Below are 24512 nucleotides of genomic sequence, written 5' to 3'. Positions count from 1 at the left end.
CGGGCCGGTGGGCGGCGTGGTTCCCGGACGGGTGGGGGCCCGTTCCTAGGGTCGGGGGCAGGCTCGGCACTGGGCGGGCCGCTCGCACCCGAGGGAGAGTCATGCCAGGTACCCCGGCCCGGTCCGCAAGGATGGCGTCCGTGCCCCCGCAGGGTCGTACGAGGCACCGGTGGGCCCGCCGACTGGCCACCGCGGTCGGTCTCGTCGCGCTGTGCGCGCTTCCCCCGACCCCGGCGGGCGCGACCCCGCCGGGGGACGGTCGGCCCTCCGCGCACGGCCCCCTGTACGTGTCGGACTACGGTGACAACAGGGTCGTCTCCCTGTCCACGAGCGGCGGCGGGCAGGCGACCGTCCCCTTCGACGGACTCGTCCGGCCGACGGGCCTGGCCGCGGACGCGGCGGGCCGCCTCTACGTGTCGGACACCGGGAACAACCGCGTCGTGGTGAGGACGGCCGACGGCGCCCAGTCCACCGTTCCCACCGACGGCCTGTCGCGCCCCCTGGGGCTCGCCCTCGACCCGGCCGGAACCCTCTACGTCGCCGACAGCTTCAACGACCGGGTCGTGAAGGTGTCGGCGGGCGGCGTCCAGACGACCGTACCGACCGACGGGCTGCTGCACCCCTGGGGGCTCGCGCTGGACGCCGCCGGGAACCTGTACGTCTCCGACTTCGTCAACGACCGCGTCGTGAGGGTCGCCGCCGATGGAAGCGGACAGTCGACGGTGCCCACGGTCGGCCTCTCCCAGCCGACCGGCCTGGCGCTCGGCGCCGCCGGGGACCTGTACGTGTCGGACAGCGGGAACAACCGGGTGGTGAGGATCGCGGCGGGCGGGGGACAGACCACCGTCGCCGTCGACGGACTCAGCGACCCCCTCGGCCTCGCGCTGGACGGCTGCGGCGGCCTGTACGTCGCGGACGGCTTCAACAACCGGGTGGTCCGCGTCCAGGAGACGGGCGGCGGCCAGACGACCCTCCCGGCCACCGGCCTGAGCACGCCGACAGGCCTGGTCTTCCTGCCGAGCGGCACCCGTCCCTGAGGCACCGCGGTCGTGGCCGCCGGCCGCCGGGCGAACGACGCCCGGCGGCCGTCCCGTGCACCCCGGTGTGCCGCGGAGGGGCGGGGGCATACGGACGACACCTCTCGAAAGGAGCCCCGCCATGCTCGGCATAGCAGCCGCCGTCCTGTTCTTCGTCTCGTTTCTGATCAACGCCGCGGACATCGGCACCAACGACGTCTTCACCTCGGCCAACGTGATGCTCCTCGGACTCATCGCCCTGGCCCTGCACCTCTCGGGCGTCGGAGCCGGCGGCTCCCACCACTCCACCCGCCGCCGCCCCTGGTCCCGTTCCTGACGCGGCACGCGGCGGCCGCGCCGTGAAGGTCAGGTCGACACACGGACCGCAGACTGTCGACCTCTACTCCAGGGTGATGGACGGGACTCGACCGGCGGCCGCCACACGCCCCCCGGCAGTGCGCCGCACGACCCCGTTCATCGACGTCACCCTGGGGCCCGGGGTGGTCAGGGTGACGCGGACGCCGCGGCGTCGGTGGGACCGGGTAACGTCATGGCCAGGGGCTTTCGGACGGCGATGCACGGGTGAGAGCGTGACGGGCCCCTCCTCACGGCCTCCGGCGCCGCGGTCCGTCCCCCATCGGCGCATCCGCAGACCACCTCACCAACGGGAGAACCCGTGACCGACAGCAAGAACATCAACAACCCCGTGGGCCAGGGCGGCGGCCAGCGCAAGAAGCTGTCCCGCTCCGAGCGGCAGAACAACGGTCCGCACCGCAACCAGGACCGCCGGGTCGCCGCCGACCAGAAGGCGGAGCTGGTGCGCAAGATGCGGGAGAAGGCGCGCGCCGCCGAGGAGGCCGAGCAGACGTCCGGCGACACCGCCGCGGGCTGACGGCGCCGGAGCCACGGGGTGGCATCGCAGAGGGAAGGGCCCGGACCGCACGGCGCGGTCCGGGCCCTTCGTCGTTCTCGCCTCGTCGTCGTACCGGCCCGGCCGTCCTCCGCCGGGGGCTGTCTCAGGGGGCGGCGGGACCGGTCGTCACGGCCTTCCAGCTGCCGCCGTCCGCCCGGTACACCGTCAGCGGCCGGTTCACGGCGTCGCCGAATCCGTCGAAGGCCACCGGTCCGGTGACGCCGCTGAAGGAGAGCCGGCCGACGGCCCGTGGCAGCTCCTTCCTGGTGTCGGCGGCGAGCTTCCCCTCGTGGGTCGCGGCGACGGCCTTCACCGCCTCGATGACGGCCCAGGTCGCGTCGTAGGCGTAGGGGCCGTACCAGCCGGGCGGCTGGGAGTAGCCCGCCTTCCGGTAGCGGTCGAGGTAGTCGCGTCCGGCCGCCGACTCCGTGGCGGGGGCGCCGATCTGGGTCGCGAGGTCACCGTCGGCCTGCGGGTTGTCCGTGAGGTACTGCTGGTCGAAGACGCCGTCCCCACCCATCAGGGGCGCCGTCACCCCGGCCTGCCGGAGCTGCCGGGACAGGGGCGCGGCGGCGTCGTAGAACCCGCCGAAGTACACGGCTTCGGCCCCCGACGACCGCACTCTGAGGGCGAGTCCCGCGAAGTCGCGTTCCGCGGGGTCCACCTGCTCGGTGCCGACGACCGTCCCGCCGAGCCTCCGCCACTCCGCCGTGAAGCCGGAGGTGAGCGTGGTCCCGTGGGCGCTCGCGTCGTCGACCACGTACACCTTGGTCTTCCCGGTGCCGTGCAGGTGCCGGGCGGCGAACGGCCCCTGGTCGACATCCGTCCCGATCGTGCGGAAGTACGTGGGGTACGGACGGGCGCGGGTGCCCGAGGCCCAGCCGGTGCCCAGGGTGAGGGCCGGGTTGGTGTTGGCCGGCGACACGTTGACGACGCCCGCGCGCGACAGGGCCGGCACCAGGGTGGCCGCGACCCCCGAGCTGACCGGCCCGACGACCCCGACCAGCTGGTCGTCGTCGACCAACCGGGCGGCGTTGGCCGCGCCCTTGGCGGGGTCGGCCGCGTCGTCGACGGCGGTGATCTCGAAGGTCACACCGGGGACGTGGCCGTTCTCGTTGGCCGTCCTGACGGCCAGTTCGGCGGAGTTCCTGACCCCGGCGCCCATCGCCGCGAGCCCGCCGCTGAGCGGCGCGTCCACGCCGATCCGCACCGTGACGGAGGAGGCGGCCGGACCGCTGCCGCCCGTCCCGCCGCCCGGTGTGTCGTCGTCACGGGTGAGGGACCAGGTCAGGAGGGATCCCGCCGCGAGCACGGCGAGGGACGTGCCCAGGACCGTGGCGCGCCGGGTGAGGCTCCGCCGTCCCACGGCCGCCCCGAACCCGTCCTCCGGCCGTGCCGTCGTGCCGACGGTCGGCGACGGCCCGTCCGTCGGCGCGGGGACCGGCGGGGCCTTCGGCCGCTCCGGGGTGGGCCGGGGCGCCGGTTCGGCGGCGGACCCGGCGGAGTCGGCGACCGTGGGGGTCGGTACGGACGGCGTCGACGAGGGCAGCCGCTTCGGCATCGTCGGTGCGGAAGCCTGCTCCTCGGAGGGGGAACGCCCCGCCACCGCGTCCGGGGCCGACCGCGGACCGGACACCGGACCGGACACCGGACCGCGCCCGCCGTCCTGCTCCGGCGCCCCTGCCCGGCCGTCTCCGTGCGACGCGTCCGCGCCCGGCGCAGTGCCCGCCAGTACGGCCCCCAGCATCTCGGCCGCCTCCGCGGCGCCCACCCGCTCGCCCGGGTCCTTGGTGAGGAGGGCGTCCAGTACGGGGGCCAGCGGGCCGGCGTGGACGGGCGGCCGGTGCGGACGCGTGAACACGGCCACGGCGAGGGCGTGGAGACCTTCCGCCTCGAACGGCGGGTGCCCCTCGACGGCGTGGTACAGGGTGGCGCCGAGTGCCCACAGGTCGTTGGCCGCGGTCGGGCGCTTGCCGTCCAGCTGCTCCGGCGGCATGTACTGCGGGGTGCCGATGACCATGCCGCTGTGGCTCAGCTTGGTCGTGGCGTCGGCGAGGTGGGCGATGCCGAAGTCGGTGAGGACGACACGGTCCTTGGCCAGCAGCACGTTGTCCGGCTTGATGTCGCGGTGCACGATCCGGGCCGTGTGCGCCTCGGTCAGCGCGTCCAGGACGGCCGCGCCGATCTCGGCCACCCGCCGTACGGGCAGTCGGCCCTCGCTGCGGATCGCGGCGGCCAGCGACCTGCCCCGCACCAGCTCCATGACGATGACCGGGGCGCCCCGGTGCTCCACGACGTCATGGACGGTGATGACGCCCGGGTGGCTGAGAGTGACCGCCGCGCGGGCCTCGCCGGTGAACCGCCGGAGCAGCGCCGCACGGTCGTCGTCGCTCATGCCGGGCGGGAAGAGGATCTCCTTGACGGCGACCTCGCGTCCGAAGAGCTGCTGGTCGAGGCCACGCCACACCCGGCCCATGCCGCCCTGGCCGATGAGTTCGACCAGTTGGTACCGGCCGGCGATGAGTTCGTGGTTGTGCTCGGTCACGCGCACACTCTAGGTCCTGGTGGGCCGTTCAGGTGACGGAAAGACAGCCTGACCGGACTCCTGGTGACGGAGACGGCGGACGGGGGCAGAGGCAGGGGGTGGCGCGAGCGGGGACACGCCGGACCGGGGGAGCACGGACCGAGCCGCGACGGGGCGGTCCCGCCGCGAGGCCCGCTCCGCCCGCGCGGTCACGTGCCGACGCCGCCGCCGTACGGGGGAACGGGACTCGGCACCGGGTCCGTCTCCCGCGCCGGCGGCAGGGCGATGTCGGCCCGCGACGAGGCGTTCTGCTTCCGCATGATGCGCGCCACGTGGTGCTCCACGGTGCGCGTGGACAGCACCAGGCTCTCCGCGATGTCCCGGTTGGCGCGCCCGCGGACGACGAGGCGGGCCACCTCCTCCTCGCGCGGCGACAACCGGTCGCCGTAGCCGAGCCGGCCCCGGCGGTGCGTGGTGACGATGGCGTGGCGCCGCAGCAGCCGTTGGCAGCGGGCGACGTCCCAGCGGGCGCCCAGCCGCCGGTAGACCTCGACCACGTCCTGCACCTCCCGGGCCGCCGTCTCCCCGTGCAGGCCCAGCAGGCACCGGCCCCTGGCCTCCGCCGCGCGGGCCGCGTCGAGCGGGCGGCCGAGCCGCCGCCACCGTGCCTCCGCGTCCGCCAGCAGGCCGACCGCCTCGTCCGGACGGTCCGCCGCCTCCGCGAGCAGCGCCCTGCACACGGCCAGGGCCGCCCGCGCCGCGGGTGCGTCGGCGGTCGCGGACCCGGCGGCGAAGTCGGCGACGAGCTGCCGGGCCCTCGCGTCACGGCCGCTCTCGCGGAGGGCCTCCACGGCGACGGGCAGCACCTCGCCGGCCCACACCCAGCCCCGGGTCCGTTCGATCCGGCTCAGGACGTCCTCCACGGCCTCGCAGGCCTGCTCGGGGCGCCCGGCCTCCAGATGGATGCGGGCCGTGGCGGCGGCCGACGCGGTGAGGATGAAGCCGGTGTCGTAGCAGGCGGTGCGGGCGGCCCGGGCGAGGTCGTGGCGGGCCCGGGGCACGTCGCCGAGGGCGTGCAGCGCGACCAGTCCCCGGACGAGCATGGCCTCGGAAGTGAGGTCGGGGATCTCCTGGAGCTGCCGGGTGGTGCGGTCGGCGGCCGTGTGCAGCCCGTCCCAGTCGCCGCCGTGCCAGGCGAGCACCAGGCGGGCGGTCTCGACGAGTCCCTCCAGGTAGGGGCTGCTGGAGTCGGCGAGCCGGCCGACGGCCCGGTCGAGGAAGTCCCGGCCGCGCGTGCCGTATCCGAGGGCGCTGGCGGCGTGCGCCAGGTTGGTCCAGCCCCGGGCGTGGTGCGCGGTCTCCATCGCGGACGCGGCCGGGCCGCGCAGCGCCTCGGCGGCGCGCCAGGCGCGCGGGTCGCCCACGAGCATCAGCGCGGTGGCCCGGTTGGCCGCGATGGCGGCCCGGGCGACGGGGTCGGCCACCTGCTCCGCGAGCGCGTCGCCGCGGTCCAGCCAGTGCCGGTGCCGGTCGAGGGGCCAGCCCTGGATGGAGGGGATGGCGGCGACGGCCATGGCCCGCGCGGCGGTCTGCGGATCGGACGCCTCCAGGTCGGGGATGGCGCGGGCGACCTCTTCGAGGCTGTCCAGCGCTCCTCCGCTCTGGTTGCGCAGGACCACGCTCAGATGGAGCCGGATCTCACCGCGCAGGCGCGGCGGCGGATCGTCCTCGTCGAGGACGGTGCGCACGGCGGCGACCACCTGCGCGCCGGCGCGGGCCAGTTGCGCGGTGCGGGCCAGTTTCGCGGCGGTCCGCACCCGCCCCGCCGCGCCCGGGTCCTCCGTGACGGCCCGGGCGTAGAGACGGGTGGCGGTGGCGTAGTCGCCGGTGGAGGCCGCGCGGTCGGCGGCGGCCACCAGGCACCGCACGCCGTCCTGGACGCGTCCGGCCGCGGCGTACAGCCGGGCGAGGTCGACCAGCGGCAGCGGCCCGTCTCCACCGCGGTGCAGGGCCCGGGCCGCGCGCAGGCTGAGCCGCGCCGCGCGGGGCCCGGGTACCCGGGCGAGCGCGGCCCGACGGTCCAGCGGACTACGGAAGGACAGGCGCGGCCCCTCCGTCCGCAGCACCGACCGCCGTACGCACGCGTCGACGGCCGCCTCCGCCCGTTCCGGTGCGCACTCCGCGACGTCGGCGAGCACGTCGAGGCCGACAGGCCGGCCGAGGACGGCCGCCGCGGCGACGATCCGCCGCGCGTCCTCCGTGAGCGGCGCGCACCGCCGGGCGAACTCCCGGCCCACGCGCCCGGGTACCCCCGCCTCCCGTACGGCGTCCAGGATCCCGCCGTGGTCCGCGGCCTCGGGCGCGTCCGCGCCCGGCAGTCCGGCCGCATCCCCCAGGAGTGCTCCGACGGCTCCGGGCAGGCCGCCGGAGAGCCCGTGCACCAAGGTCGCGAGCTCCGGCAGTTCCTCGGCGCGCACCGATGACCGCCGGGCCGCCCACCGGCGGACGAACTCCTCGGTGTCCGCCGCCGTCCAGGGGTGGACGCGGATCTCCTCGCAGTGCGCTCCTCCCGCGGCGCGGACGCCGAGGACCGGGAGCCCCGGGGCCGCGTCCTCCGTGACGACCAGCCGCAGACCGGGCGGCATCGCGTGCGTCAGGTGGCCGAGCAGCCCGAGGGTCGCCGGGTCGGCGTGGTGGACGTCCTCCAGGACCAGCACGGCGTCGCCGAGCGAGGCGAGCAGGGCCCTCACCGCGCGGGGCAGCAGCCCCCGCCGTACCTCCGGATCCGCCGCGGACACGGGCGGCCGCGGCAGCCGGTCGACCAGCTCGGGGACGAGGAGACCCACGACCCCGGCGACCGACGGCAACGGCTCCGGAGGGCCCGGCCGGTACGGCAGGCCCGCGAGGGCCGAGGTCACCGCCTCGAACGGCACCGGGGCCGCGTCGTCCCAGCACGTCCCGCGCAGCTGCGTCCACTCCGCGAACTCCGCCGCGCCGAGCACCTCGTCGACGAGCCGCGACGTCCCCGACCCGGCGTCACCCCGGACGACCACGATGCCCCGCCCCGCGCGCAGGGCCTCCCGCAGCCGTCGTGCCTCCTGCTCGCGTCCGACGAACCCGCCCCCCTCGGGCCGTGCTTCGCCGTGTGGGGTGTCGATGGGACGTCTCTCCACGGCTCCGCCTTTCGCCGGCCACATGCCCGGAGGCCGCGTCGAAGGTCGTGGCGGCCCTGTCGAACCGGTCTCCGCGCGCGCCCCGACCGGGGCCGCCGCCGAGCCGCCCGCCCGGGCAGGTGGGTCTCGCTGGACGTGGTCTACCCGCAGCGGGGCCGCCGTCGCAATAGGGGGTGGCTACCCACGGAATTCCACGGACCGGCCGCGTCGCCGCCGGCCGTCACGCGTCGGCGTCGCCCCCACCGCTCCTCGGCGTCGCCCTCGCCACTCTTTGGGTAGCGCTACGGATTGCTGGGCTCCCTCCCGGTGGCCGAAGCTCTGGGCGGTCCGGTCGCACCGGCCCCGTCCACCCCGGTCCCCAACCGGCGGCGGCACGGGGTGGCAGCACCCCACCCAGCCGAACGGCGCGGCCGGACCAGTGCGGAGCGGAGCCCGCTCCGTGCGACACGTCACCCCGTCCCGTCGCCCGGGCGCCGCCATCAGAGGCGCCCGTACCACCGCCACCGACCGCTGATTGTCATGATCCCGACCAGGATCGACGTCCCGGCCGTGCGGCGGCCCCTCCGGGCGCGCCCTCCCCACCCCTCGACGGAGCGCGCCCGGACCCACCGGCGTGACGGATGCCGCCCTCCGGACGCCCAGCCGGGTCCGGACACCTCCCACGAAGGAAGCACTCATGGAGTTCGACGCTCGCGCCCTCCGGCGCCTGCTCGCCATCAGTACCAGTGCCGCCCTGCTCGCCGTGGCCTCCGCGGCCACCGCCGCGACGGCGGCGCCGACGCCGCCCGGCGGCGGCGAAGGCCGCATCGTCGGCGCGGACCGCCCCGGCGCCGTCCAGGGCTCCTACATCGTCACCTTCAAGGACTCCGTCGCCCGGGCCGACGTACCCGCCTCCGCGAAGGCACTGGCCCAGCGGCACGCGGGCAGTCTGCGTTACACGTACACCGCCGCCCTGCGCGGGTTCGCGGTGCGCATGACGGAGAGCGAGGCGCGGGAACTTGCCGCCGACCCCACCGTGGCCCGGGTGGAGGCCGACGCGGTGGCGTACGCGGTCGACACACAGCCCTCGCCGCCCTCGTGGGGCCTGGACCGCGTCGACCAGCGCAACCTGCCCGTCGACAAGAGCTACACCTACGGGACCACCGCGGCCAACGTGAACGCGTACATCGTGGACACCGGCATCCGCATGAGCCACCGCGACTTCGGCAACCGCGCCGTCAGCGGCTACGACTTCATCGACAACGACTCCAACGCCTCCGACTGCCAGGGCCACGGCACCCACGTCGCGGGCACCGTCGGGGGCGCCTCCTACGGTGTCGCCAAGGGCGTCAAGCTGATCGGCGTCCGCGTGCTGAACTGTCAGGGCACCTCGGGCGACACCTGGGCCCCGGTCCTCGCCGGCATCGACTGGGTCACCAAGAACGCGGTCAAGCCGGCCGTGGCCAACATGAGCATCGGCGGCGGCAAGACCCAGTCGGTGAACGACGCCGTGGCGGCCTCCATATCCTCCGGGGTCACCTGGGTCGTCGCGGCCGGCAACAACAACGCCGACTCCTGCTCCTACTCCCCGTCCTCCACCCCCTCGGCCATCACCGTCGGCGCCACCAACAGCCGCGACGCCCGCGCCACCGGCTGGTCCAACGGCCAGGGTTCCAACTACGGCTCCTGCCTGGACGTCTTCGCCCCCGGCGACAGCATCGTCTCCTCGTCCAACTCCGGTGACACCGCCTCCCAGACGATGAGCGGCACCTCCATGGCGGCCCCGCACGTCGCGGGCGCGGCGGCCCTGCTGCTCGCCGCCAACCCCACCTGGACCCCGGCCCAGGTCCGCGACAGGCTCGTCGCCGACGCCACCCCGGACAAGGTCACCGACGCCCGCACCGGCTCCCCGAACAAGCTCCTGTACACCGGTGCCGGTGACACCACCCCGCCGCCCGGCGGGAAGAAGTTCGAGAACACCGACGACTACCAGATCCGTGACAACGCCACGGTGGAGTCTCCCGTCGCGGTCTCCGGGGTCACCGGCAACGCCCCCTCGAACCTGTCCGTCACCGTCGACGTCCGCCACACCTACCGCGGCGACGTGCGGCTCGAACTGGTCGCCCCCGACGGCACCGCGTTCCTCCTGAAGGACTACAACTCCTCCGACAGCGCCGACAACATCCAGGGCACCTTCACCGTCAACGCCTCCGGCGAAGCGGCCAACGGCTCCTGGAAGCTCCGCGCCACCGACAACTGGGTCAACGACACCGGCTACATCAACGCCTGGTCGCTGCAGTTCTGACCCGATCCCGCCCCGCGCCGACACGCGGTCACCGCACCTGAGACCGGCCCTCTCCCCGGCGCGTTCCGCCGGGGAGAGGGCCGGTCACGGGCGTGTTCGCCGGTCATCGGTGTGGCCGCCGGTCGCCTGACGTGCTCGCGGACGGCGGGCGCGGGCGCCGGTGGAGGCCCGCCGGACCGCCGCGGCTCAGCGCCAGGTCTGGTTGCGGTTGTACGAGCACGGGATCGTCCGCAGCCCGAACTGGCTGTCGTCCAGGCACTCGCCCGTGGCCTGGCTCTCGAACGTCACCCGGTCGCCGCTCTTGTGCGCGAACCAGCTCTGCTCGCGCGAGGAGTTGCAGGCCCGCGTGTCCAGCGTGTAGCCGTCGTCGAACAGGCACTCGTTGGTCGCGAGGTTCCGCAGCTGGCGGGTGGCGTCACCCCACACGTGCACGTTCCACTTCTGGTAGACGCCGCCGTTGCAGCCGTAACCGCGCAGGCCGAACTGGTGGCTGTCGTCGAGGCAGGACCCCGTGGCCATGTTCGCGAACGTCTGGACCACGTCGGCCGCCCCCGGGACCGCGGCCGACGACCCCGTCGTCCCGAGGGCCCCGGACGACGGACCCGTGGCCCGTACGGCCTCGGCCGCGGCCGTCGAAGGCGCGTGAGCGGCCGGCCGGGCCACCGGCTGCGCCGACACCGCACCGGTGCCCACGGCGAGGAATCCGGCCGCCGTGAGCAGCGCGAGGGCCCCCTGGTGGAAGGAATGCGAACGCATCTCTCTTCGTCCTCTCGTCATGCCGCCGCGAAAGACGCCGGCGGCTCCTCGTCAACCGGGCTCTGCGGCACGCCGGTCGACTCGTGGCGTGGCCCGTTGACGCGGCTCACCGTAGGGACGCGAAAGGTGGAGGGGCCATGTATTCGAGCCTGGTCGAAAGCATGGGAGTGGCCCGCCGACCTCATCCGCCGCGCTGCGTCGCGGTGCGTCGTGGTGCCCGGCCCCGGGCGACCGGTCACCGCACGGGGCGCGAGCCCGGCTCCAGCAGGGCCATGCCCATCGAGGTCACGGTGTGCAGGACCGCCTTGCCCTCCCGCCGGGTGGTGACCAGGCCGGCGTTGCGGAGCACGGACGTGTGGTGGCTCACCGTCGCCGGTGCGATGCCCAGCCGACGGGCCAGATCCGTGGTGCTGCGCCCGACGGCCACCGACTCCAGGATCGCCGCCCGCGTCCGGCCCAGCAGGTCCTCCAGCGCCTGACCGGCGGAGGCGTCACCGCCGCCGTCCCACAGCGTGCCGCCCACCAGGGCGGCGGACACGGTGGGAACGGCGAGGACGGGCGGCTCGGCCGGATCGAGCACGGGCACCATCAGCTCCGCGCCCCCGGAGGAGAACACCGTGGGGGCGATGACCAGCCCGCGCCCGTCGAGCCGGATGTCCGCGTCCCGCGGATGCTCCAGTTCGAGGACCGGGGGCCTCCAGCGCAGCAGCGGCCCGCACACCTGCCCCAGCAGACGCTCGACTCCGCCTTCGGCCATAGCGTTCGCATACGCACCACGGACCTCGGCGAGATGTGCGCGTATCCCGCCTGCGTATGGGGCCACCGTCACGCCGTGGCAGGCCCGGAGGGCCGCGGTGACCTGGAGCCAGGCCTCACGGTCGCCGTCCACCAGATTCCGGGCCCAGGCACGGTCCGCGCGCCGGAAGCGGATGTTCTCGAACTCGACGCGGAGCAGGTCCCGAGGAGCACCGAGCAGACGGTCCACCGCCTCCTCGATGGACATCGAGTCCCCGGCCAGGCTCCACACGTCCACCTGCGGCCCCAGGGACGGCAGCAGCGCGAGAAGGGGACGCGCGCGCTCGTCCACGCGCCCGCGGACCGCGACCTGCCAGCGGCGGAAGCCGAGCCCGGCGCCACGGCCGTGCAGCAGTCTGAGGCTGTCGAGGGTCTCCGCGGCCGCCCCGATGCCCCCGGCGACCCGGACCCGCATCAGGTCCTGGTCGGTGAAGTGGATCCGTTTCACCGGACGTGCCGTTCCTGTGTTCCCGTTCGCACACATCAGTCTCGGGCGCGGGCAGAGCCCCGCACAACGACCGAACAGGCCACACACCGCACACGGCCCCGTCGTGAACGAGACACGTACCGCAGATCCCCCCGGCGCACCCCGCGTCCGGTCGGCCCGGGCCGACCGGACGCGGCTCCCTCCCGGTGAGGCATGATTTCCGGGTGCCCCAACGGCGGGGTGAGGTGGAGGAGACGAAGCATGCTCGAATGGAAGCCGATCAGCTCGGGCCTCCGGCCGGTGCCCAGTGCTGTGGCGACCCCCTCGGTGTGGGCCGTGAGCTCCGTCGTCGCCCTCGCGCTCGTCACCGCGTTCAACTTCCTCGACGGCCACTCGGACCCCACCGTCGACCTCTTGGCGATCTCCGTCGTCGTGGCCCTGGTGAGCACCGGAGCCCGTCTCGCCGCCGCACCGGGCACGGCGCTGCTCTGCTGGCTCGCGCTGAACGGGTTCGCCACCGCACCCATCGGCGAGATCACCTGGGAGACCTCGTACGACATCGCGCGCATCGCCTGCCTGCTCGCCGCCGCGACCGCCGGAACCGTCCTGGCCCGTCTCGTCCACGCACGCGCCGCGTACCGGCGGCTGACGCCGTAGGACCGCGCGAAAGATGGGTGTCAGCACCTATGGAACCCCCCGACCATGATCGGAAAGGCTGATCCCGGGTGCGGCCGCCCGCGGACGGGAGCGGTCGGCCCGGCCCCGAGGCCGCACCTGCCCCGAGCCGTACGGGCGGTGTGACGCGCCGGGGCAGCTCTTTCCGATCAGACACGGGGGTGTCGATTTGTCGTTCGACGACGAGTGGGCCGGCATCAGGACGGCGGCACAGGAGGGGCGGACGGCGACGCGTCTGAACCAGCTGGACGGCGGAGGCGGCGGGGGAGCGGGGCAGGGCGGCAACCTCAGGGTCGAGCAGTCCGACCTCGCGGCCGTCGGCGACGCGGCCTTCAAGCTCCACCAGCGGCTGGACACCGACGGCGACCACGCCAAGTCCAGCACGCAGGACGCCGGCACCGCGATGAAGCAGGACTTCGCGCTCGGCCCGGCGCTGACCACGCTCGCCGAGAAGTGGAACGAGCAGGTGAACACCTTGCTCGACGCCTGCGGTCACATCTCCAACCACCTCGAGTACTCGAAGAAGACCCACGCCGACGACGAGCACTGGATCGCCACCCGGTTCAAGTTCGAACAGCTCGACGCGGGCTTCGAGGAGAGGGCGCGGCACTGATGGATCTCGACGCACTCAGGTTCGGCGACTTCACGAAGCTCGGCACGGCCGCCGGCGACTGGGAGGCCATGGGCAGGAAGCTCTGGGAGCTGGAGTCCGACGCCCGGGACGACCTCGGGGGGAAGGCGGCGAAGGCCGACTGGCAGGGGGTGAACGCCACCGTCACCAAGGAGTTCATCGGCAAGACCGCCAAGGAGTTCGCCGACGCCGCCACCCAGGCCACCAGCATCGCCAACATCCTCAAGGACACCCACGGCGAACTCGTCGGCTACAAGGAACAGCTGAACACGGCCGTGGAGCAGGGGCTCTCCCGGAACCTGACGGTGGTCGGCACCGGCGACGGCGGCTTCACCGTCACCATGAACATCCACCCCGACCGCGCCGCCAAGGGGCACGAGGTGCCCGAGCACACCCAGGCCGACGTCAACGCCCTGCGGGACCAGGTCCAGAGGATCCTGGAGCAGGCGACCGAGAGCGACAGCACCGCGGCACAGGCCTTGACCATGCTGGTCAGCCAGACTCCGTACGGCTTCTCCGACGCCGCCTACTACAACCGCGACCGTGCCGCCGACGCGATGAAGGACGCGGAGCGGATCGCGAACCTCCTCAAGAACAAGGGGGACGACCTCACCCCCGAGGAGTTCGACCGGCTCAACAAGGACCTCGCCGCCTACAAGGACGACCGGCTCTTCCAGGAGAAGCTGGCGACCGTCCTGGGCCCGCGGGGCGTCCTCGAGTTCTGGGCCGACCTGTCCGACCCCTCCGACGGGGGAACCCTCCAGCGGGCGCGGCTCAATGAACTGGGCGACTTCCAGCAGAACCTGTCCCTCGTCCTGGCCGGTGCGACCCAGTCCGACAGCCCCGCCATGCGGACGTGGGAGAACGACATGGTGAAGCTCGGCGAGGAGCGGGTGCAGACGCGCGGCAGCCAGGTGTACGGCTACCAGCTGATGAGCAATCTCATGCGGACCGGAGACTGGGACAACCGCTTCCTCAACGACTACGGCAACGCCCTGGTCGCGACCGAGAAGAAGATGAGGCTGCCCGCCCACTACTGGAACGCCGGCGCGCCGCCGATGCCGAAGATGAACTTCATCGGCGAGGACTTCGGCCGCGACCCGATGACCGGGTTCATGACGGCCCTGGCGGCCAGTCCCGACGCGGCCACCGAGTTCTTCAACGCCACACATCCCGACGACAACGCGAAGTACGTCCTCGGCGACCGGCAGACCTTCGACGACACACCGCTGGACACCAAGGACGGCAACTCCGCGCTCGACGCGACCGGCGCCGCGCTCGCCGCGGCCGCCACCGGGATGAACCCCAACGATCCGACGGCGCCCCAGGTCGACCTGACGCCGGAGCACCGGAAGGTCCTGGACCGCTCGCTCGACATGCTCGCCGGGCGCGGCGACGACTTCCCGTCGGAGATGCGCGACGACATGGCGAAGGTCCTCTCCCGGCACAGTGACGTCGTCCACCACTCGGCCAGCTCGCTCTCGGACGACGACCAGGACCCCAGGCAGCTGGACCGCTCCCCACTCCTCGAGGTCACCAAGCAGATCTCCCGCGACCAGAACGCCTACGGCATGCTCAACGAGGCCATGAACCGCGAGATCCTCGCCGACATCCACAGCGACCACCCGAGCGACCCCAAGGAGACGCTGCAGCGCGGCGGCGCAACCGTCGGCTTCCTGGAGGAGGCCCGCTACCAGGCGCTGAAGACCGACAAGGCCGACCCGTCCTGGGAGGCCAAGTGGCTCTACCACGGCTTCGGCGGAGCGGCGAACTTCATCCCGGTCCTCGGGGACGCCGCCCAGCGCGGGGTCGACGCCCTCGCCTACCAGTGGCAGCTCGACGAGCAGGAGCGGATCAACAAGGGGATCCAGGAGCAGAACGGCAAGACGTTCGACTTCCGGGAGAACCAGCTGCGCGCCCTCTCGCAGGAGTGGGCCAAGGCCAACCCCGGCCACGCCAACAACGCCTACACACTGGAGAACGAGATCAACCTCGCCGCTCTGAACGGGAACAGCCGCGCCAAGGGCCTGGCGGGTGACCAGTGAGGCGCCGCCCGCTCGCCGCCCTGGCCGTGCTCGCGGCACTGACCGCGGCCGGGTGCACCGAGGTGCAGGGGGAGTACGCGACACCGGCCGAGCTGTGCGGCGTCCCCGTCGATCCCGACGCGCTCGAACCCGTCCTCCTGCCGGGGCAGAAGCTGACGACGAGCGCGTCGCACGCGAACGCGGAGACGCGCCGCTGCGACGTCTCCGTGGACGGCAGCCGCATCCTCACCGTCGAAGGCCGCCTCGCGCCCCCGACCGAGGACTACCGGGTGACGTGGGACTGGCAGATGCCGCAGGGCGAGAAGGTGAGCATCGGCGACGAGGCACGGAGCACCGACACGATCGTCGCGGCCGCGGCGAGGTGCGAGGTCGAGGGCGCGGAACACGTCTTCGTGGCCCGCGCCGAGCGCTTCTACCCCAGGAAGGACGACACCGCCGAGCGCCGGCAGGCCCTGATCCGCCTCATGACCGCGTACCTGCCCGCCGCGCAGAGGGCGGCGGACTGCACGGGCTGACGCGACCGGCACGGCGGAGGCGCCGCACCCGGCAGGAGGCAGCCTTCGCCGTACGAGCGGAGGGGGCCCGGGCCGGTACGGCGCGGATCCGTGTAGCGTCGGGGCCAGGGGGGGGACCGGATGACTTTCGACGTGAACGAACCGCAGTCCGTGCGAGAGGAGCGCTTCGCCGCGGAACGGGCCGCACGCAGACGGGCACGCAAGGCCGCGCGCCTCGACTCACGGGGAGCCCACATCGGCGCGGCCGCCGTGGCCGTGGTCCTGCTCGTCCTCGCCTGGTTCGGCAAGCCGGCCGCCGTCGCCGTCGTGGGCGGAGTCTTCCTGCTCTGGTTCGCGGCGGCCCTCGCCTGGACCTACGCCGACGGGGACCACGGCCGCCACGCTCTGCAGCGCGCGTACAACATCACCTTCGGCTGGGGAGACGGACTGTGAACCTCCCCTCATCGCGCCCTGGCCCGCCTCCGTTGCCAGAGCCCGATCCTCGGACCCGCGACGTGGTTCCCGACTACGCGGGCATGGACTCCGTGGTGGCCGACCTGGTGCTGCCCGCCGGTGCCCCGATGCACGTCATGAGCACGCTGGAGACGTCCCGCGAGCTGATCCGTCATTCGTACTACCGGTACGAGTTCGCCACCGTGGCGGTCACCCACTCCCTGGTCGCCCTGGAGCACGTCCTCACCGAGCGGTCGGCGGTCCGCGAACCGCTCGAGGCCCTCGTCGAACGCGCCGCCGAGGCGGGACTCTTCCCCGCCGATCTCGCCGCCGAACTCCACCGGGGGCGGCTCCTGCGCGATGAGCTCGTCCAGGGCACTCGGACGAGCGCCGCCGTCGGCCCGCTCGGGGCGTTCCTCCTGGTGCGTGCCGTGTTCCGGGCCGTCTCGCTGGTCCTCGGACCGTCTTCCGCGGCCGAGGCGGCGGCCGCCGATCCCACCGGAAGCCGGCCCGAGGACCGGCTCGCCCTGTTGTGGGAGGAACACCTGCGCGCCCCGTACCCCGACAGCTTCCGTGGCGTCGCCGTAGGGGGCGTGGAGTTGGTCCTCCTGGACGCCGACGTCGCCGGCCTCGTCCAGTGCGAGCTCCACGGGGTGCTCGACGACGCCGGCGTCGCGACCCTGTGGGCGTGCATCGCCGACCTCGACAAGGCGGTGCCCCTGATCGACTCGGAGTACTGCGGCGCCTACTTCGCGCGACTCCGGACGATGGCCGGGCTGGTGTCCGCCCGTCACGTCCCCGCGGCCACCTGACACGCGCAGCCGCCCCGCGGCGTCCGTCGTTCAGTGACCCGCCGGGCGGACGAGGCCGGTGTCGAAGGCGAAGACGGCGGCCTGGGTACGGTCGCGGAGGCCCCGTTTCACCAGGATGCGGCTCACATGGGTCTTCACCGTCTGCTCGGCGACGACGAGACGGGTCGCTGTCTCGCCGTTCGACAGGCCCTGGGCGACCAGGGCCAGGACCTCGGTCTCCCGTGCCGTCAGGGCTCCCACCCGGTCCTTGTGCGGGCTCCGCGGGGGAACCGAGAGCCGGGAGAACTCCGCGATCAGCCGTTTCGTGAGGTCGAGGGCGAGCAGTGTGTCGCCCCTCGCCACCACCCGTACCGCCTCCGCGAGTTCGCGTCGGCGTCGCCGGGGCATTCGGCGCGCGGTCGATTGACGGCGCACTCGTGGAACGCGACGATCCGCCGGTCGAGCGGAGCAAGTCCCGTCCCCCTGCGCAGTACTGGGCTCGCCCGAGCCGGGTCGCGCCGCGCGCCCCGCGACTTTCGGACAGGTTCCGGCCATGGGTATGGCCGTGGTCCCGCGGGGCAGACGAGGGGCATGCCTGTTCTCAAGACGAGCGTCCTCGTCCTCGACTCCACCGATCCCGAACCCCTCGCGCGCTTCTACGCGGAACTCCTCGGCGCCACCGTCCGACCCGCCGGAGGCGACAACGACCTGCTGCTCGTCTCGGGCCACGAGGGCGTGGTGCTCGGCATCCGCCGTGACCTCGGGCAGGCGCCGCCGAGCTGGCCGCGCCCCGAGGACTCCCAGCAGGCCCACCTGCAGATCTTCGTCGCCCCCGACGCCCTCGACGAGGCGGAGCGCGAGGTCGTGTCGCTCGGCGCTCGGCCCATCGCCGTCGAGCACGACGGAACGCGGACCGACCGGCGCACCGACGTGCGCCGCTACACCGACCCCGGTGGTCACGCCTTCGTCCTGACCACGATGGCGCCGGTCGTCTCAGACCCGACCGCCCAGGTCTCCTGACGGTTCGACCGGGGCTCTCCGCCCAGGGCCCGGTCGCCCGGATCGGGTCCGCGGCCCGATCCGCCGCACACGCGGACACACGCCCTGCGCGTGGACAGAACGACCACCCAGCCCCCTGAATCCGGGGGCGGAGTACGGCGCGTACGTCGCGCCCCCGCCGAATGGATGACCACGTTCCGGTGGAATGGCCGAACTCTGCGTAGACCAGATAGGTGCCTGAGGCATGTAGTGGATACGGCATCAATCTCCGAGCCGCCGATTCGCCCCTTGCGAGGCCCCCATGACGGAAGCCGTGGCGTTCCCCCAGAACCGGACCTGCCCCTACCACCCGCCCACCGCCTACGACCCGTTGCGCGAGGAGCGCCCGCTGTCGCGGGTGACCCTGTGGGACGGCCGCTCCGTGTGGCTGGTCAGCGGGCACGCGGCCGGCCGCACCCTGCTCTCGGACCCACGCCTGTCCACCGACTCCACCCGCGCCGACTTCCCGCTCACGACCGAGCGGGCGGCAGCCCTCCGCCGGCGCAGGCGCGCCGCGCTCCTCGGCTGGGACGATCCCGAGCACAACGTCCAGCGCCGCATGCTGATCCCGAGCTTCACGCTCAAGCGCGCCGAGCGGCTGCGCCCCCGCATCCAGGAGACCGTCGACCGGCTCCTCGACGCGATGGAGGCCGAGGGGCCGCCGGCCGAGCTGGTGAGCGCCTTCGCACTGCCGGTGCCCTCGATCGTGATCTGTGACCTCCTCGGAGTCCCGTACGAGGACCACGACTTCTTCGAGAAGCAGTCCGCTCGACTGCTCCGGGGGCCGACGGGCGCGGACACCGAGGACGCGCTCGCCCGGCTGGAGGACTACCTGGGCGATCTGATCGAACGGAAACGGCGCACGCCCGGCGAGGGCGTGCTCGACGACCTGGTGGCACGGCAGCAGGAGACCGGCGGCCCCGACCGCGAGGAGCTGGTCCAGCTCGCCACCATCCTGCTGATCGCCGGGCACGAGACCACCGCGAACATGATCTCCCTCGGTACGTACACCCTGCTGCGGCACCCCGAGAGGCTGGCCGAGCTCCGGGCCGACCCAGATCTCGTCCCCGCGGCCGTCGAGGAACTGCTGCGGTTCCTGTCGATCGCGGACGGGCTGCTGCGGGTCGCCCGCGAGGACGTGGAGGTCGAGGGGACGCTCATCCGCGCGGGCGAGGGCGTGGTGTTCTCCACCTCCGTCATCAACCGGGACGGCGCCGCCTACGCCGATCCCGACAGCCTCGACTGGACGCGATCGGCGCGGCACCACCTGGCCTTCGGCTTCGGCATCCACCAGTGCCTCGGACAGAACCTGGCGCGCGCCGAGATGGAGATCGCGCTCGGGACGCTGCTGCGCCGGCTGCCGGGGCTGCGGCTGGCGGACCCCGCGCAGGAGATCCCGTTCAAGCCCGGCGACACGATCCAGGGAATGCTCGAACTCCCCGTCACGTGGTGACGGTGAAAGGACTCAGCGGATGCGCATCTCCATCGACGGGGACGTCTGTATCGGCGCCGGACAATGCGCCCTGACCTCTCCTGACGTCTTCACCCAGGACGACGACGGGTTCGGGCAGGTGGTCCCGGGCCAGGACGGGGGAGGCGGAGGGCCACTGGTCCGCGAGGCCGCCCGCGCCTGCCCGGTCCGGGCGATCAGCGTCGAGGCGTAGAAGGGCGACGGGAGACGGGAGCCCGCCCACCGGGCTGGCGCCTGTGGGGCTCGCGCCCACCGGGCCGGCGCCTGCCGGGCTCGCGCCTGTCGGGTTCGCGCCCGGCGGGCGTACTCCCGGCCGTCGCGGCGCAACGAAACTCACGCCTTGTGGGTCACCCAGAGCAGCTCCGCCGGCCAGCGGTGCGCCCAGTCGGGCGGGTCGGTCTCGTTGTAGCCGTTGGGTGTCCCGGCCTCGGGGCGCGGTTCGACGAGGTCGTCGATGACGAGACCCGCGCCGCGCAGCACCCTGACCCAGTCTCCGTAGGTGAGCTGATAGCTGGTCGCTCCGTCGCCCTCGCCGATGGCGCCGAGCCCGAAGTAGTCCTGCCGCAGCGTCGTGGTCACGCGGGCCGCCGCCTCGTCGTAGCAGGCCTCGAACCAGGGGCTCGCCACGTTGAAGACCAGCCGTCCACCGGGGCGCAGGACGCGAGCCGCCTCCGGGACGGCCAGGTGCGGGGGCGCCCAGCTGAGCCCTCCGAAGTCGCAGAACACCAGGTCGAAGCCGGCGTCGGCGAAGGGAAGCCGTTCGGCGGCGCCCTGCACCAGGGCGTAACGGGCCGCGCCCATCGCGTCGGCCGCGGCGGCGAGCTGGGCCTCCGACAGGTCGAGTCCGACCACGGCGGCGCCCTCGGCCGCGAGCGACCTGGACCACTGCCCGGCGCCGCAGCCGAGTTCGAGCACCCGCTTCCCGGTCACGTCACCGAGGACGCCCAGGCGCGCGTCGGGCACGGAGTACATGCCCCACAGCCGGGGGGAGGCGCCGATCTGCGGGTCGTGCGCGTGCTGGTAGGAGCTGCTGATCCGGTTCCAGAGCCGCCGGTTGGCGGGGATGCTGTCCACGCGCCGACTCCAGCACCGTCGTGCCGGGGCGGTCAACAGAAGAGGCGGCGGGAGTCGTCGCTCCCGGTCCGTCGCCCCGTCCCTTCCCCCAGCAGGCCTCATCCGCACCCTCCCTGGCGGTCCCCCCGTGGTCCGCCGGCCAAGACACCCCTTAGTCCTGCCAGGCGAAGAGCAGCTCCTCCACCGTGAGGGGGGCCCGCGCGCCGAAGGAGTAGACGCACAGGTCCGTGACCCGGACCGCTCCCGTCGCGTCGTCGATCCAGCGGAGGCCCGCCGACGCGAGGGCCCGCATCGCTGCTTCGGGAAGGCGATCCTCGGCGGTCGCGAACGGGCCGACGGTGCTGATCAGCAGCCGGTGCCCGCCGGCCTCGACGACGTGGTACGTCCCGTCCCCCTGCTGGTGGTCCTCACCGCACGAGACCGGCGGCTTCGGCTCCAGGCCTGCCGCCGTGAGGGCCGCCGTCGCCCGTCGCAGCAGGTCGTCCACATCGGGGCGGGGAGGCGGCTCGGCACAGAGGGCCTCCAGTCGCCACCGCGGGTCGCTCGGACGCTCGCACCCCGGGGCGTACTCGTGGACGATGGCGCCGCGCAGCTCCTCGTCCAGTCCCTCGACCTCCACGCGGGGACGCCCCAGCCGCTCGTACACCGCCCGCGCCTCGGCCCGGTCCTCCGTGAGCCGGTGGAGCGCGCAGGCCGCCCAGACCTTGGCCTCGGTCGTCCGCGGCTCGTCGAGCCAGGCCCTCAACCGGTCCGCGTCGGTGGCGAGCGCGTGGGCGGCGTGGGCCACCCGCCGGTCCGGGTCCGCGAGGGCGTACGTGACGTCCTCCTCGGCGCGGTACCGCATCCAGACGCGGAACTCCCGGTCCTCGGGGCGGTCCTCGCCGAGTTCGGCCAGGACGACGTCGACTCCGTGCCGGCCCACGAGGCCGTCCAGGCCGGCGTCGCCCGCGTCACGGGCGTTCCGCCACGGCGAGGCGGCCAGCGTCGCCAGCTCGCGCGCGGCCGAGAGGTCGCCGAGCAGGCCCCGCGCCTCGAGGAAGGCCGCGGCCATGCCGTAGGCCGGGTCGGCCGCACGGTCCTCGTGTCGCAGCCACGGCAGCAGCTCCGCCCGGTCGGAGAGCAGGCCGAGGAGGGCCCTGCGCACCTCGGCGGTGTCCGAGGGGTCCTGGACGCGCGCGATCAGGCCGGGGACGTACGCCTCGGGCACCCGGCCGGTGAGCGCCGACACGCACGACCGGCGGCGCCACCACGGCTGCCGGGGATCCACGGCATACCGGGCGAGTTCGCCCGCGTCGACCTCATGCAGGGCCGCCGTGTCCTCGAATCCGGCCCGCGGTACCAGGGCCTCGATGCTTCGCATCCTGGGATGCTACGGCCCGGGCGACTCGCCGAGCAGGTCGTCTCCTCCGACGCCCGTGCAGGCGCCCGTCCGGCGGGGAGTCCCGGCGGGGAGTCCCGGCCGGGCCGCCCGGCGGTCCGGGTACGGTCGGGATCGGCGCTGTGCCGGCGTCTCGACGCGACAGCTGTCCCGCAAGGTCGACGACGGAGAGGAACCGCCCCCGCGATGCCGCTTGTTCCCGCTGATCCCACCGTGCTCCACCCGATGCCCGAGCACCCGCGCGTGGTCCTGCTCAAGCCGTTGGTGAAGTCCCCGCTGATCGACGTCGGCGACTTCTCGTACTACGACGACCCGGACGACCCGACCGCGTTCGAGACGCGCAACGTCCTCTACCACTACGGCCCCGAGCGGCTCGTCATCGGGAAGTACTGCGCCCTGGGCACGGGCACGCGCTTCCTCATGAACGGCGCCAACCACCGTATGGACGGCCCCTCCACCTTCCCGTTCCCCACCATGGGGGGTTCCTGGTCGGAGCACTTCGACCTGATCACCGGACTGCCCGGGCGGGGCGACACGGTCGTCGGGAACGACGTGTGGTTCGGCCACGGCGCGACGGTCATGCCCGGCGTCCGTATCGGGCACGGCGCGATCGTCGCCGCCGGCGCCGTGGTGACCGCCGACGTCCCCGACTACGGCATCGTCGGCGGCAATCCCGCCCGGCTCATCCGGACCCGCTACGACGCCGAGGACATCACCCGCCTGCTCGCCGTGGCCTGGTGGGACTGGCCCGTCGCACACATCACCCGGCACGTACGGGCGATCATGTCGGGAACGGTCGCGGACCTGGAGGAGGCGGCCGCCCGGCTCGACCGGCGCTGACTCCAGGGGGACTCAGCCGGAGTGGTACCCCCACCGGGCGGCGCCGTCCTTGCCCATGTAGCACTTCGCCGGACGTCCGTCGGAGGTCGTCGCCGTGGCACCGACCGGGGAGCAGAACTGGCCGAATCCGACGCCGGATCCGCCACCGGACCCACCGCTCGTCCCACTCGTACCGCCAGAGCCGCCTGAGCTCCCGGAAGAGCCCGAGCCTCCACCGTCGCCGCCGCTCCCCGACATACCGCCGCGTGAACCAGAACCAGAACCAGACCCGGAACCAGAACCAGACCCGGAACCCGATCCGGAGCCGGAAGCGGACCCGTGGTCGCGGGACGGTCGAGGCCGTGGGTCGGGAGTCCCGTCCCCCTGCGCACCCGACGAGGAACCGGGCTTCGGCCGGGGTTCGGGCTTCGGCTCGGGTTTCGGGCTCGGCGCCGTGCAGGAGAGCCCCGGACCGAGGAGCCACAGGTCGACCTGTGTCGTGACGGGCACCTCGATGCCCCCCTCCGGCTGCTGACGGCACACCTGCCAGTCCGCCAGGTCCCGGCGCGGCCGGTCGTCCAGACGCCGACCCGTGTGCGTGTGGAAGCGCGTCACACGGTCGAGGTCGAGTGCCGCGAGGGCACGTGACGCGGCGTCGAACCGCTCGCCGACGAGGTCCGGCATCACCACGCGCCGGGTCCCGTCGAGAGCGGTGGGGCACGGCTCCGCCTCCGGGGCCGCGTACAAGGTCAGCGCCCTGCTGCCCGGGCGGGTCGGCTCACCGGCGGCGGGGGTCTGGAAGCAGACGCGCCAGTCCGCCCGCGCAGCCGTCACCGGCCGGTACGCGGACGTCGCGTCGGCGGCCGTCACCCGCCACGATCCGCGGCGTGCGGTCGCGGCGGCCGTGGCCAGGGAGGTGCCCCGGAGGTCGGGCACGGTGTCGGCGTGGTCCGACCCGCCCTGCGCCACGGCCCCCGGCTGACCGGGCCCGCCGACCCCGGCGACGAGCACCGCCGCGACGCCGACGGCCACCGACACCGGATGCCGCCGTATCCAGGTCGAGGTCCGCTTCCGGCCGCGGGGGCGCAGGGGCGAGTCCCACGGCAGGAGGGCGCCCGCCGCTTCGAGCAGCTCGCCCTTCGGGTCGAGCTTCGAACCGTGCAGCTTGTGCGGCCTTCCGCCCACCAGGACGTCGACCGCGTCGAACATGCCGTACGAGCTCCGCAGGATCACCGGCGGCCCGGGCACGCGGGTCACCTTCGGCGCGAGGAGGTTGCGGAAGAGGAGGAGGGCCTCGCCGGTGAGCACGGCGTAGCCCCAGCCGTCGTGGTAGACGGACCGGACGACCTCCCCGGCCCCGAGCTCCCGCAGCAGGACCTTCTGGTGGCTGTCGGAGAGGGTGATGCCCTCGCCCGCGGCGACTGCGGCCGTACGAGGATCCCCGGCCAACGGATCGGACACAGACTTCCCCACGCTCGGAGCGACGACGGACCGCCCGGGGCAGGCCGAGCGGCCGTCCCGAACGTACGGATGCTAGCTGCTGCCCGGAGAACTCCCTGGTCCGGGCCTGGTCCTGTACCGCAGGGGGCGTGGAACCCGCGTGCCCAGTGGCGACGATCGCCGCCGCCGGTCGGCGTCCGGCCTCCGCCCCGATCGACATGCGGCCCGGTCGGGGCGGTGGTCAGATGGTTCGGACAGGCGATCGGTTCGGACACCCATGCGTCGGACGCGGGTGACCGGTACAGGCACGCGGTA

Annotated in this window: 21 protein-coding genes and 1 pseudogene; 14 read left to right on the top strand and 8 right to left on the bottom strand. The window is 73.8% G+C overall.

What is annotated here, in order from left to right; genetic code table 11:
• Nucleotides 1-131: 131 nt before the first annotated feature.
• From ACF09E_RS00410 to ACF09E_RS00400, 3 genes are all read left to right on the top strand, one after another.
• A complete protein-coding gene (locus ACF09E_RS00410; RefSeq protein WP_392203830.1) occupies nucleotides 132-1037 on the top strand; it encodes an SMP-30/gluconolactonase/LRE family protein in 906 nt (301 codons plus the stop codon).
• 121 nt (nucleotides 1038-1158) lie between these two features.
• Nucleotides 1159-1353, top strand: a complete 195-nt coding sequence (locus ACF09E_RS00405) for a hypothetical protein (RefSeq protein ID WP_388797813.1) — start codon at nucleotides 1159-1161, stop codon at nucleotides 1351-1353.
• 339 nt (nucleotides 1354-1692) lie between these two features.
• Nucleotides 1693-1908: a DUF6243 family protein gene (locus tag ACF09E_RS00400; RefSeq protein ID WP_392203105.1), complete on the top strand. Its 216-nt coding sequence runs from the start codon at nucleotides 1693-1695 to the stop codon at nucleotides 1906-1908.
• 124 nt (nucleotides 1909-2032) lie between these two features.
• Here the strand turns inward: ACF09E_RS00400 and ACF09E_RS00395 are convergent, their stop codons facing one another.
• Both ACF09E_RS00395 and ACF09E_RS00390 read right to left on the bottom strand, forming a co-directional pair.
• The gene (locus ACF09E_RS00395) at nucleotides 2033-4474 is read right to left on the bottom strand and encodes an ABC transporter substrate-binding protein (protein ID WP_392203104.1); all 2442 of its coding nucleotides are present in this window, start codon (nucleotides 4472-4474) and stop codon (nucleotides 2033-2035) included.
• Nucleotides 4475-4662: 188 nt separating this feature from the next.
• Nucleotides 4663-7626 carry an ATP-binding protein gene (locus ACF09E_RS00390; protein ID WP_392203103.1) on the bottom strand — a complete coding sequence of 988 codons (2964 nt, stop codon included), beginning with the start codon at nucleotides 7624-7626 and terminating at the stop codon, nucleotides 4663-4665.
• Nucleotides 7627-8302: 676 nt separating this feature from the next.
• Here ACF09E_RS00390 and ACF09E_RS00385 point away from each other — a divergent pair.
• Nucleotides 8303-9910, top strand: coding sequence for a S8 family peptidase (locus ACF09E_RS00385; RefSeq protein ID WP_392203102.1), 1608 nt, complete (start codon nucleotides 8303-8305; stop codon nucleotides 9908-9910).
• A gap of 186 nt (nucleotides 9911-10096) precedes the next feature.
• Here ACF09E_RS00385 and ACF09E_RS00380 read toward each other — a convergent pair whose 3' ends face one another.
• A complete protein-coding gene (locus ACF09E_RS00380) occupies nucleotides 10097-10666 on the bottom strand; it encodes an RICIN domain-containing protein (protein WP_392203101.1) in 570 nt (189 codons plus the stop codon).
• A 235-nt stretch (nucleotides 10667-10901) separates the two neighbouring features.
• Complete coding sequence (locus ACF09E_RS00375) at nucleotides 10902-11909, bottom strand: ArsR/SmtB family transcription factor (RefSeq protein ID WP_392203100.1); 1008 nt, start codon at nucleotides 11907-11909, stop codon at nucleotides 10902-10904.
• 240 nt (nucleotides 11910-12149) lie between these two features.
• Between ACF09E_RS00375 and ACF09E_RS00370 the strand changes: the two genes are divergently transcribed.
• The 6 genes from ACF09E_RS00370 (at nucleotide 12150) to ACF09E_RS00345 (ending at nucleotide 16998) form a co-directional block, all read left to right on the top strand.
• On the top strand, nucleotides 12150-12545 hold the full coding sequence (locus ACF09E_RS00370; protein ID WP_392203099.1) for a hypothetical protein: 396 nt from the start codon (nucleotides 12150-12152) through the stop codon (nucleotides 12543-12545).
• Nucleotides 12546-12732: 187 nt separating this feature from the next.
• Complete coding sequence (locus tag ACF09E_RS00365; RefSeq protein ID WP_392203098.1) at nucleotides 12733-13176, top strand: hypothetical protein; 444 nt, start codon at nucleotides 12733-12735, stop codon at nucleotides 13174-13176.
• On the top strand, nucleotides 13176-15239 hold the full coding sequence (locus ACF09E_RS00360; RefSeq protein WP_392203097.1) for a DUF6571 family protein: 2064 nt from the start codon (nucleotides 13176-13178) through the stop codon (nucleotides 15237-15239). Before ACF09E_RS00365 ends, ACF09E_RS00360 begins: the two co-directional genes overlap by 1 nt.
• Nucleotides 15236-15754, top strand: coding sequence for a hypothetical protein (locus tag ACF09E_RS00355; protein WP_392203096.1), 519 nt, complete (start codon nucleotides 15236-15238; stop codon nucleotides 15752-15754). The genes ACF09E_RS00360 and ACF09E_RS00355 overlap by 4 nt, the downstream gene beginning before the upstream one ends.
• Before the next feature lie 120 nt (nucleotides 15755-15874).
• Entirely contained in the window at nucleotides 15875-16186 is a 312-nt protein-coding gene (locus ACF09E_RS00350) for a hypothetical protein (RefSeq protein ID WP_392203095.1), read from the top strand.
• Nucleotides 16187-16248: 62 nt separating this feature from the next.
• The gene (locus tag ACF09E_RS00345; protein ID WP_392203094.1) at nucleotides 16249-16998 is read left to right on the top strand and encodes a hypothetical protein; all 750 of its coding nucleotides are present in this window, start codon (nucleotides 16249-16251) and stop codon (nucleotides 16996-16998) included.
• A gap of 30 nt (nucleotides 16999-17028) precedes the next feature.
• Here the strand turns inward: ACF09E_RS00345 and ACF09E_RS00340 are convergent.
• Nucleotides 17029-17364 (bottom strand): annotated as a pseudogene (locus ACF09E_RS00340) (response regulator transcription factor); the annotation flags it as partial.
• A gap of 204 nt (nucleotides 17365-17568) precedes the next feature.
• Here ACF09E_RS00340 and ACF09E_RS00335 point away from each other — a divergent pair.
• The 3 genes from ACF09E_RS00335 (at nucleotide 17569) to ACF09E_RS00325 (ending at nucleotide 19679) form a co-directional block, all read left to right on the top strand.
• Complete coding sequence (locus ACF09E_RS00335; RefSeq protein WP_392203093.1) at nucleotides 17569-17997, top strand: VOC family protein; 429 nt, start codon at nucleotides 17569-17571, stop codon at nucleotides 17995-17997.
• A gap of 280 nt (nucleotides 17998-18277) precedes the next feature.
• The gene (locus ACF09E_RS00330) at nucleotides 18278-19468 is read left to right on the top strand and encodes a cytochrome P450 (RefSeq protein WP_392203092.1); all 1191 of its coding nucleotides are present in this window, start codon (nucleotides 18278-18280) and stop codon (nucleotides 19466-19468) included.
• A 19-nt stretch (nucleotides 19469-19487) separates the two neighbouring features.
• Nucleotides 19488-19679, top strand: coding sequence for a ferredoxin (locus ACF09E_RS00325; protein WP_148001411.1), 192 nt, complete (start codon nucleotides 19488-19490; stop codon nucleotides 19677-19679).
• A gap of 140 nt (nucleotides 19680-19819) precedes the next feature.
• Here ACF09E_RS00325 and ACF09E_RS00320 read toward each other — a convergent pair whose 3' ends face one another.
• Both ACF09E_RS00320 and ACF09E_RS00315 read right to left on the bottom strand, forming a co-directional pair.
• On the bottom strand, nucleotides 19820-20560 hold the full coding sequence (locus tag ACF09E_RS00320; RefSeq protein WP_392203091.1) for a class I SAM-dependent methyltransferase: 741 nt from the start codon (nucleotides 20558-20560) through the stop codon (nucleotides 19820-19822).
• 151 nt (nucleotides 20561-20711) lie between these two features.
• Nucleotides 20712-21920 (bottom strand): hypothetical protein, encoded by a 1209-nt coding sequence (locus ACF09E_RS00315; protein WP_392203090.1) that lies wholly within the window; start codon nucleotides 21918-21920, stop codon nucleotides 20712-20714.
• 204 nt (nucleotides 21921-22124) lie between these two features.
• Here ACF09E_RS00315 and ACF09E_RS00310 point away from each other — a divergent pair, with 204 nt between their 5' ends.
• Entirely contained in the window at nucleotides 22125-22778 is a 654-nt protein-coding gene (locus tag ACF09E_RS00310; RefSeq protein WP_392203089.1) for a CatB-related O-acetyltransferase, read from the top strand.
• Nucleotides 22779-22790: 12 nt separating this feature from the next.
• Here ACF09E_RS00310 and ACF09E_RS00305 read toward each other — a convergent pair whose 3' ends face one another.
• Nucleotides 22791-24218: a hypothetical protein gene (locus ACF09E_RS00305; RefSeq protein ID WP_392203088.1), complete on the bottom strand. Its 1428-nt coding sequence runs from the start codon at nucleotides 24216-24218 to the stop codon at nucleotides 22791-22793.
• Nucleotides 24219-24512: the final 294 nt, after the last annotated feature.

This window comes from Streptomyces sp. NPDC014891, assembly GCF_043081085.1.
Taxonomy (GTDB): Bacteria; Actinomycetota; Actinomycetes; order Streptomycetales; family Streptomycetaceae; genus Streptomyces.
Note: the sequence above shows the minus strand (reverse complement) of the source record. Positions and strands in the feature narration are given on the sequence as shown.

Coding starts and splice junctions, on each gene's coding strand:
- ACF09E_RS00410 (WP_392203830.1), top strand. CDS start 132: ATGGCGTCCGTGCCCCCGCAGGGTCGTACGAGGCACCGGTGGGCCCGC.
- ACF09E_RS00405 (WP_388797813.1), top strand. CDS start 1,159: ATGCTCGGCATAGCAGCCGCCGTCCTGTTCTTCGTCTCGTTTCTGATC.
- ACF09E_RS00385 (WP_392203102.1), top strand. CDS start 8,303: ATGGAGTTCGACGCTCGCGCCCTCCGGCGCCTGCTCGCCATCAGTACC.
- ACF09E_RS00380 (WP_392203101.1), bottom strand. CDS start 10,666: ATGCGTTCGCATTCCTTCCACCAGGGGGCCCTCGCGCTGCTCACGGCG.
- ACF09E_RS00370 (WP_392203099.1), top strand. CDS start 12,150: ATGCTCGAATGGAAGCCGATCAGCTCGGGCCTCCGGCCGGTGCCCAGT.
- ACF09E_RS00360 (WP_392203097.1), top strand. CDS start 13,176: ATGGATCTCGACGCACTCAGGTTCGGCGACTTCACGAAGCTCGGCACG.
- ACF09E_RS00350 (WP_392203095.1), top strand. CDS start 15,875: ATGACTTTCGACGTGAACGAACCGCAGTCCGTGCGAGAGGAGCGCTTC.
- ACF09E_RS00335 (WP_392203093.1), top strand. CDS start 17,569: ATGCCTGTTCTCAAGACGAGCGTCCTCGTCCTCGACTCCACCGATCCC.
- ACF09E_RS00330 (WP_392203092.1), top strand. CDS start 18,278: ATGACGGAAGCCGTGGCGTTCCCCCAGAACCGGACCTGCCCCTACCAC.
- ACF09E_RS00325 (WP_148001411.1), top strand. CDS start 19,488: ATGCGCATCTCCATCGACGGGGACGTCTGTATCGGCGCCGGACAATGC.
- ACF09E_RS00315 (WP_392203090.1), bottom strand. CDS start 21,920: ATGCGAAGCATCGAGGCCCTGGTACCGCGGGCCGGATTCGAGGACACG.
- ACF09E_RS00310 (WP_392203089.1), top strand. CDS start 22,125: ATGCCGCTTGTTCCCGCTGATCCCACCGTGCTCCACCCGATGCCCGAG.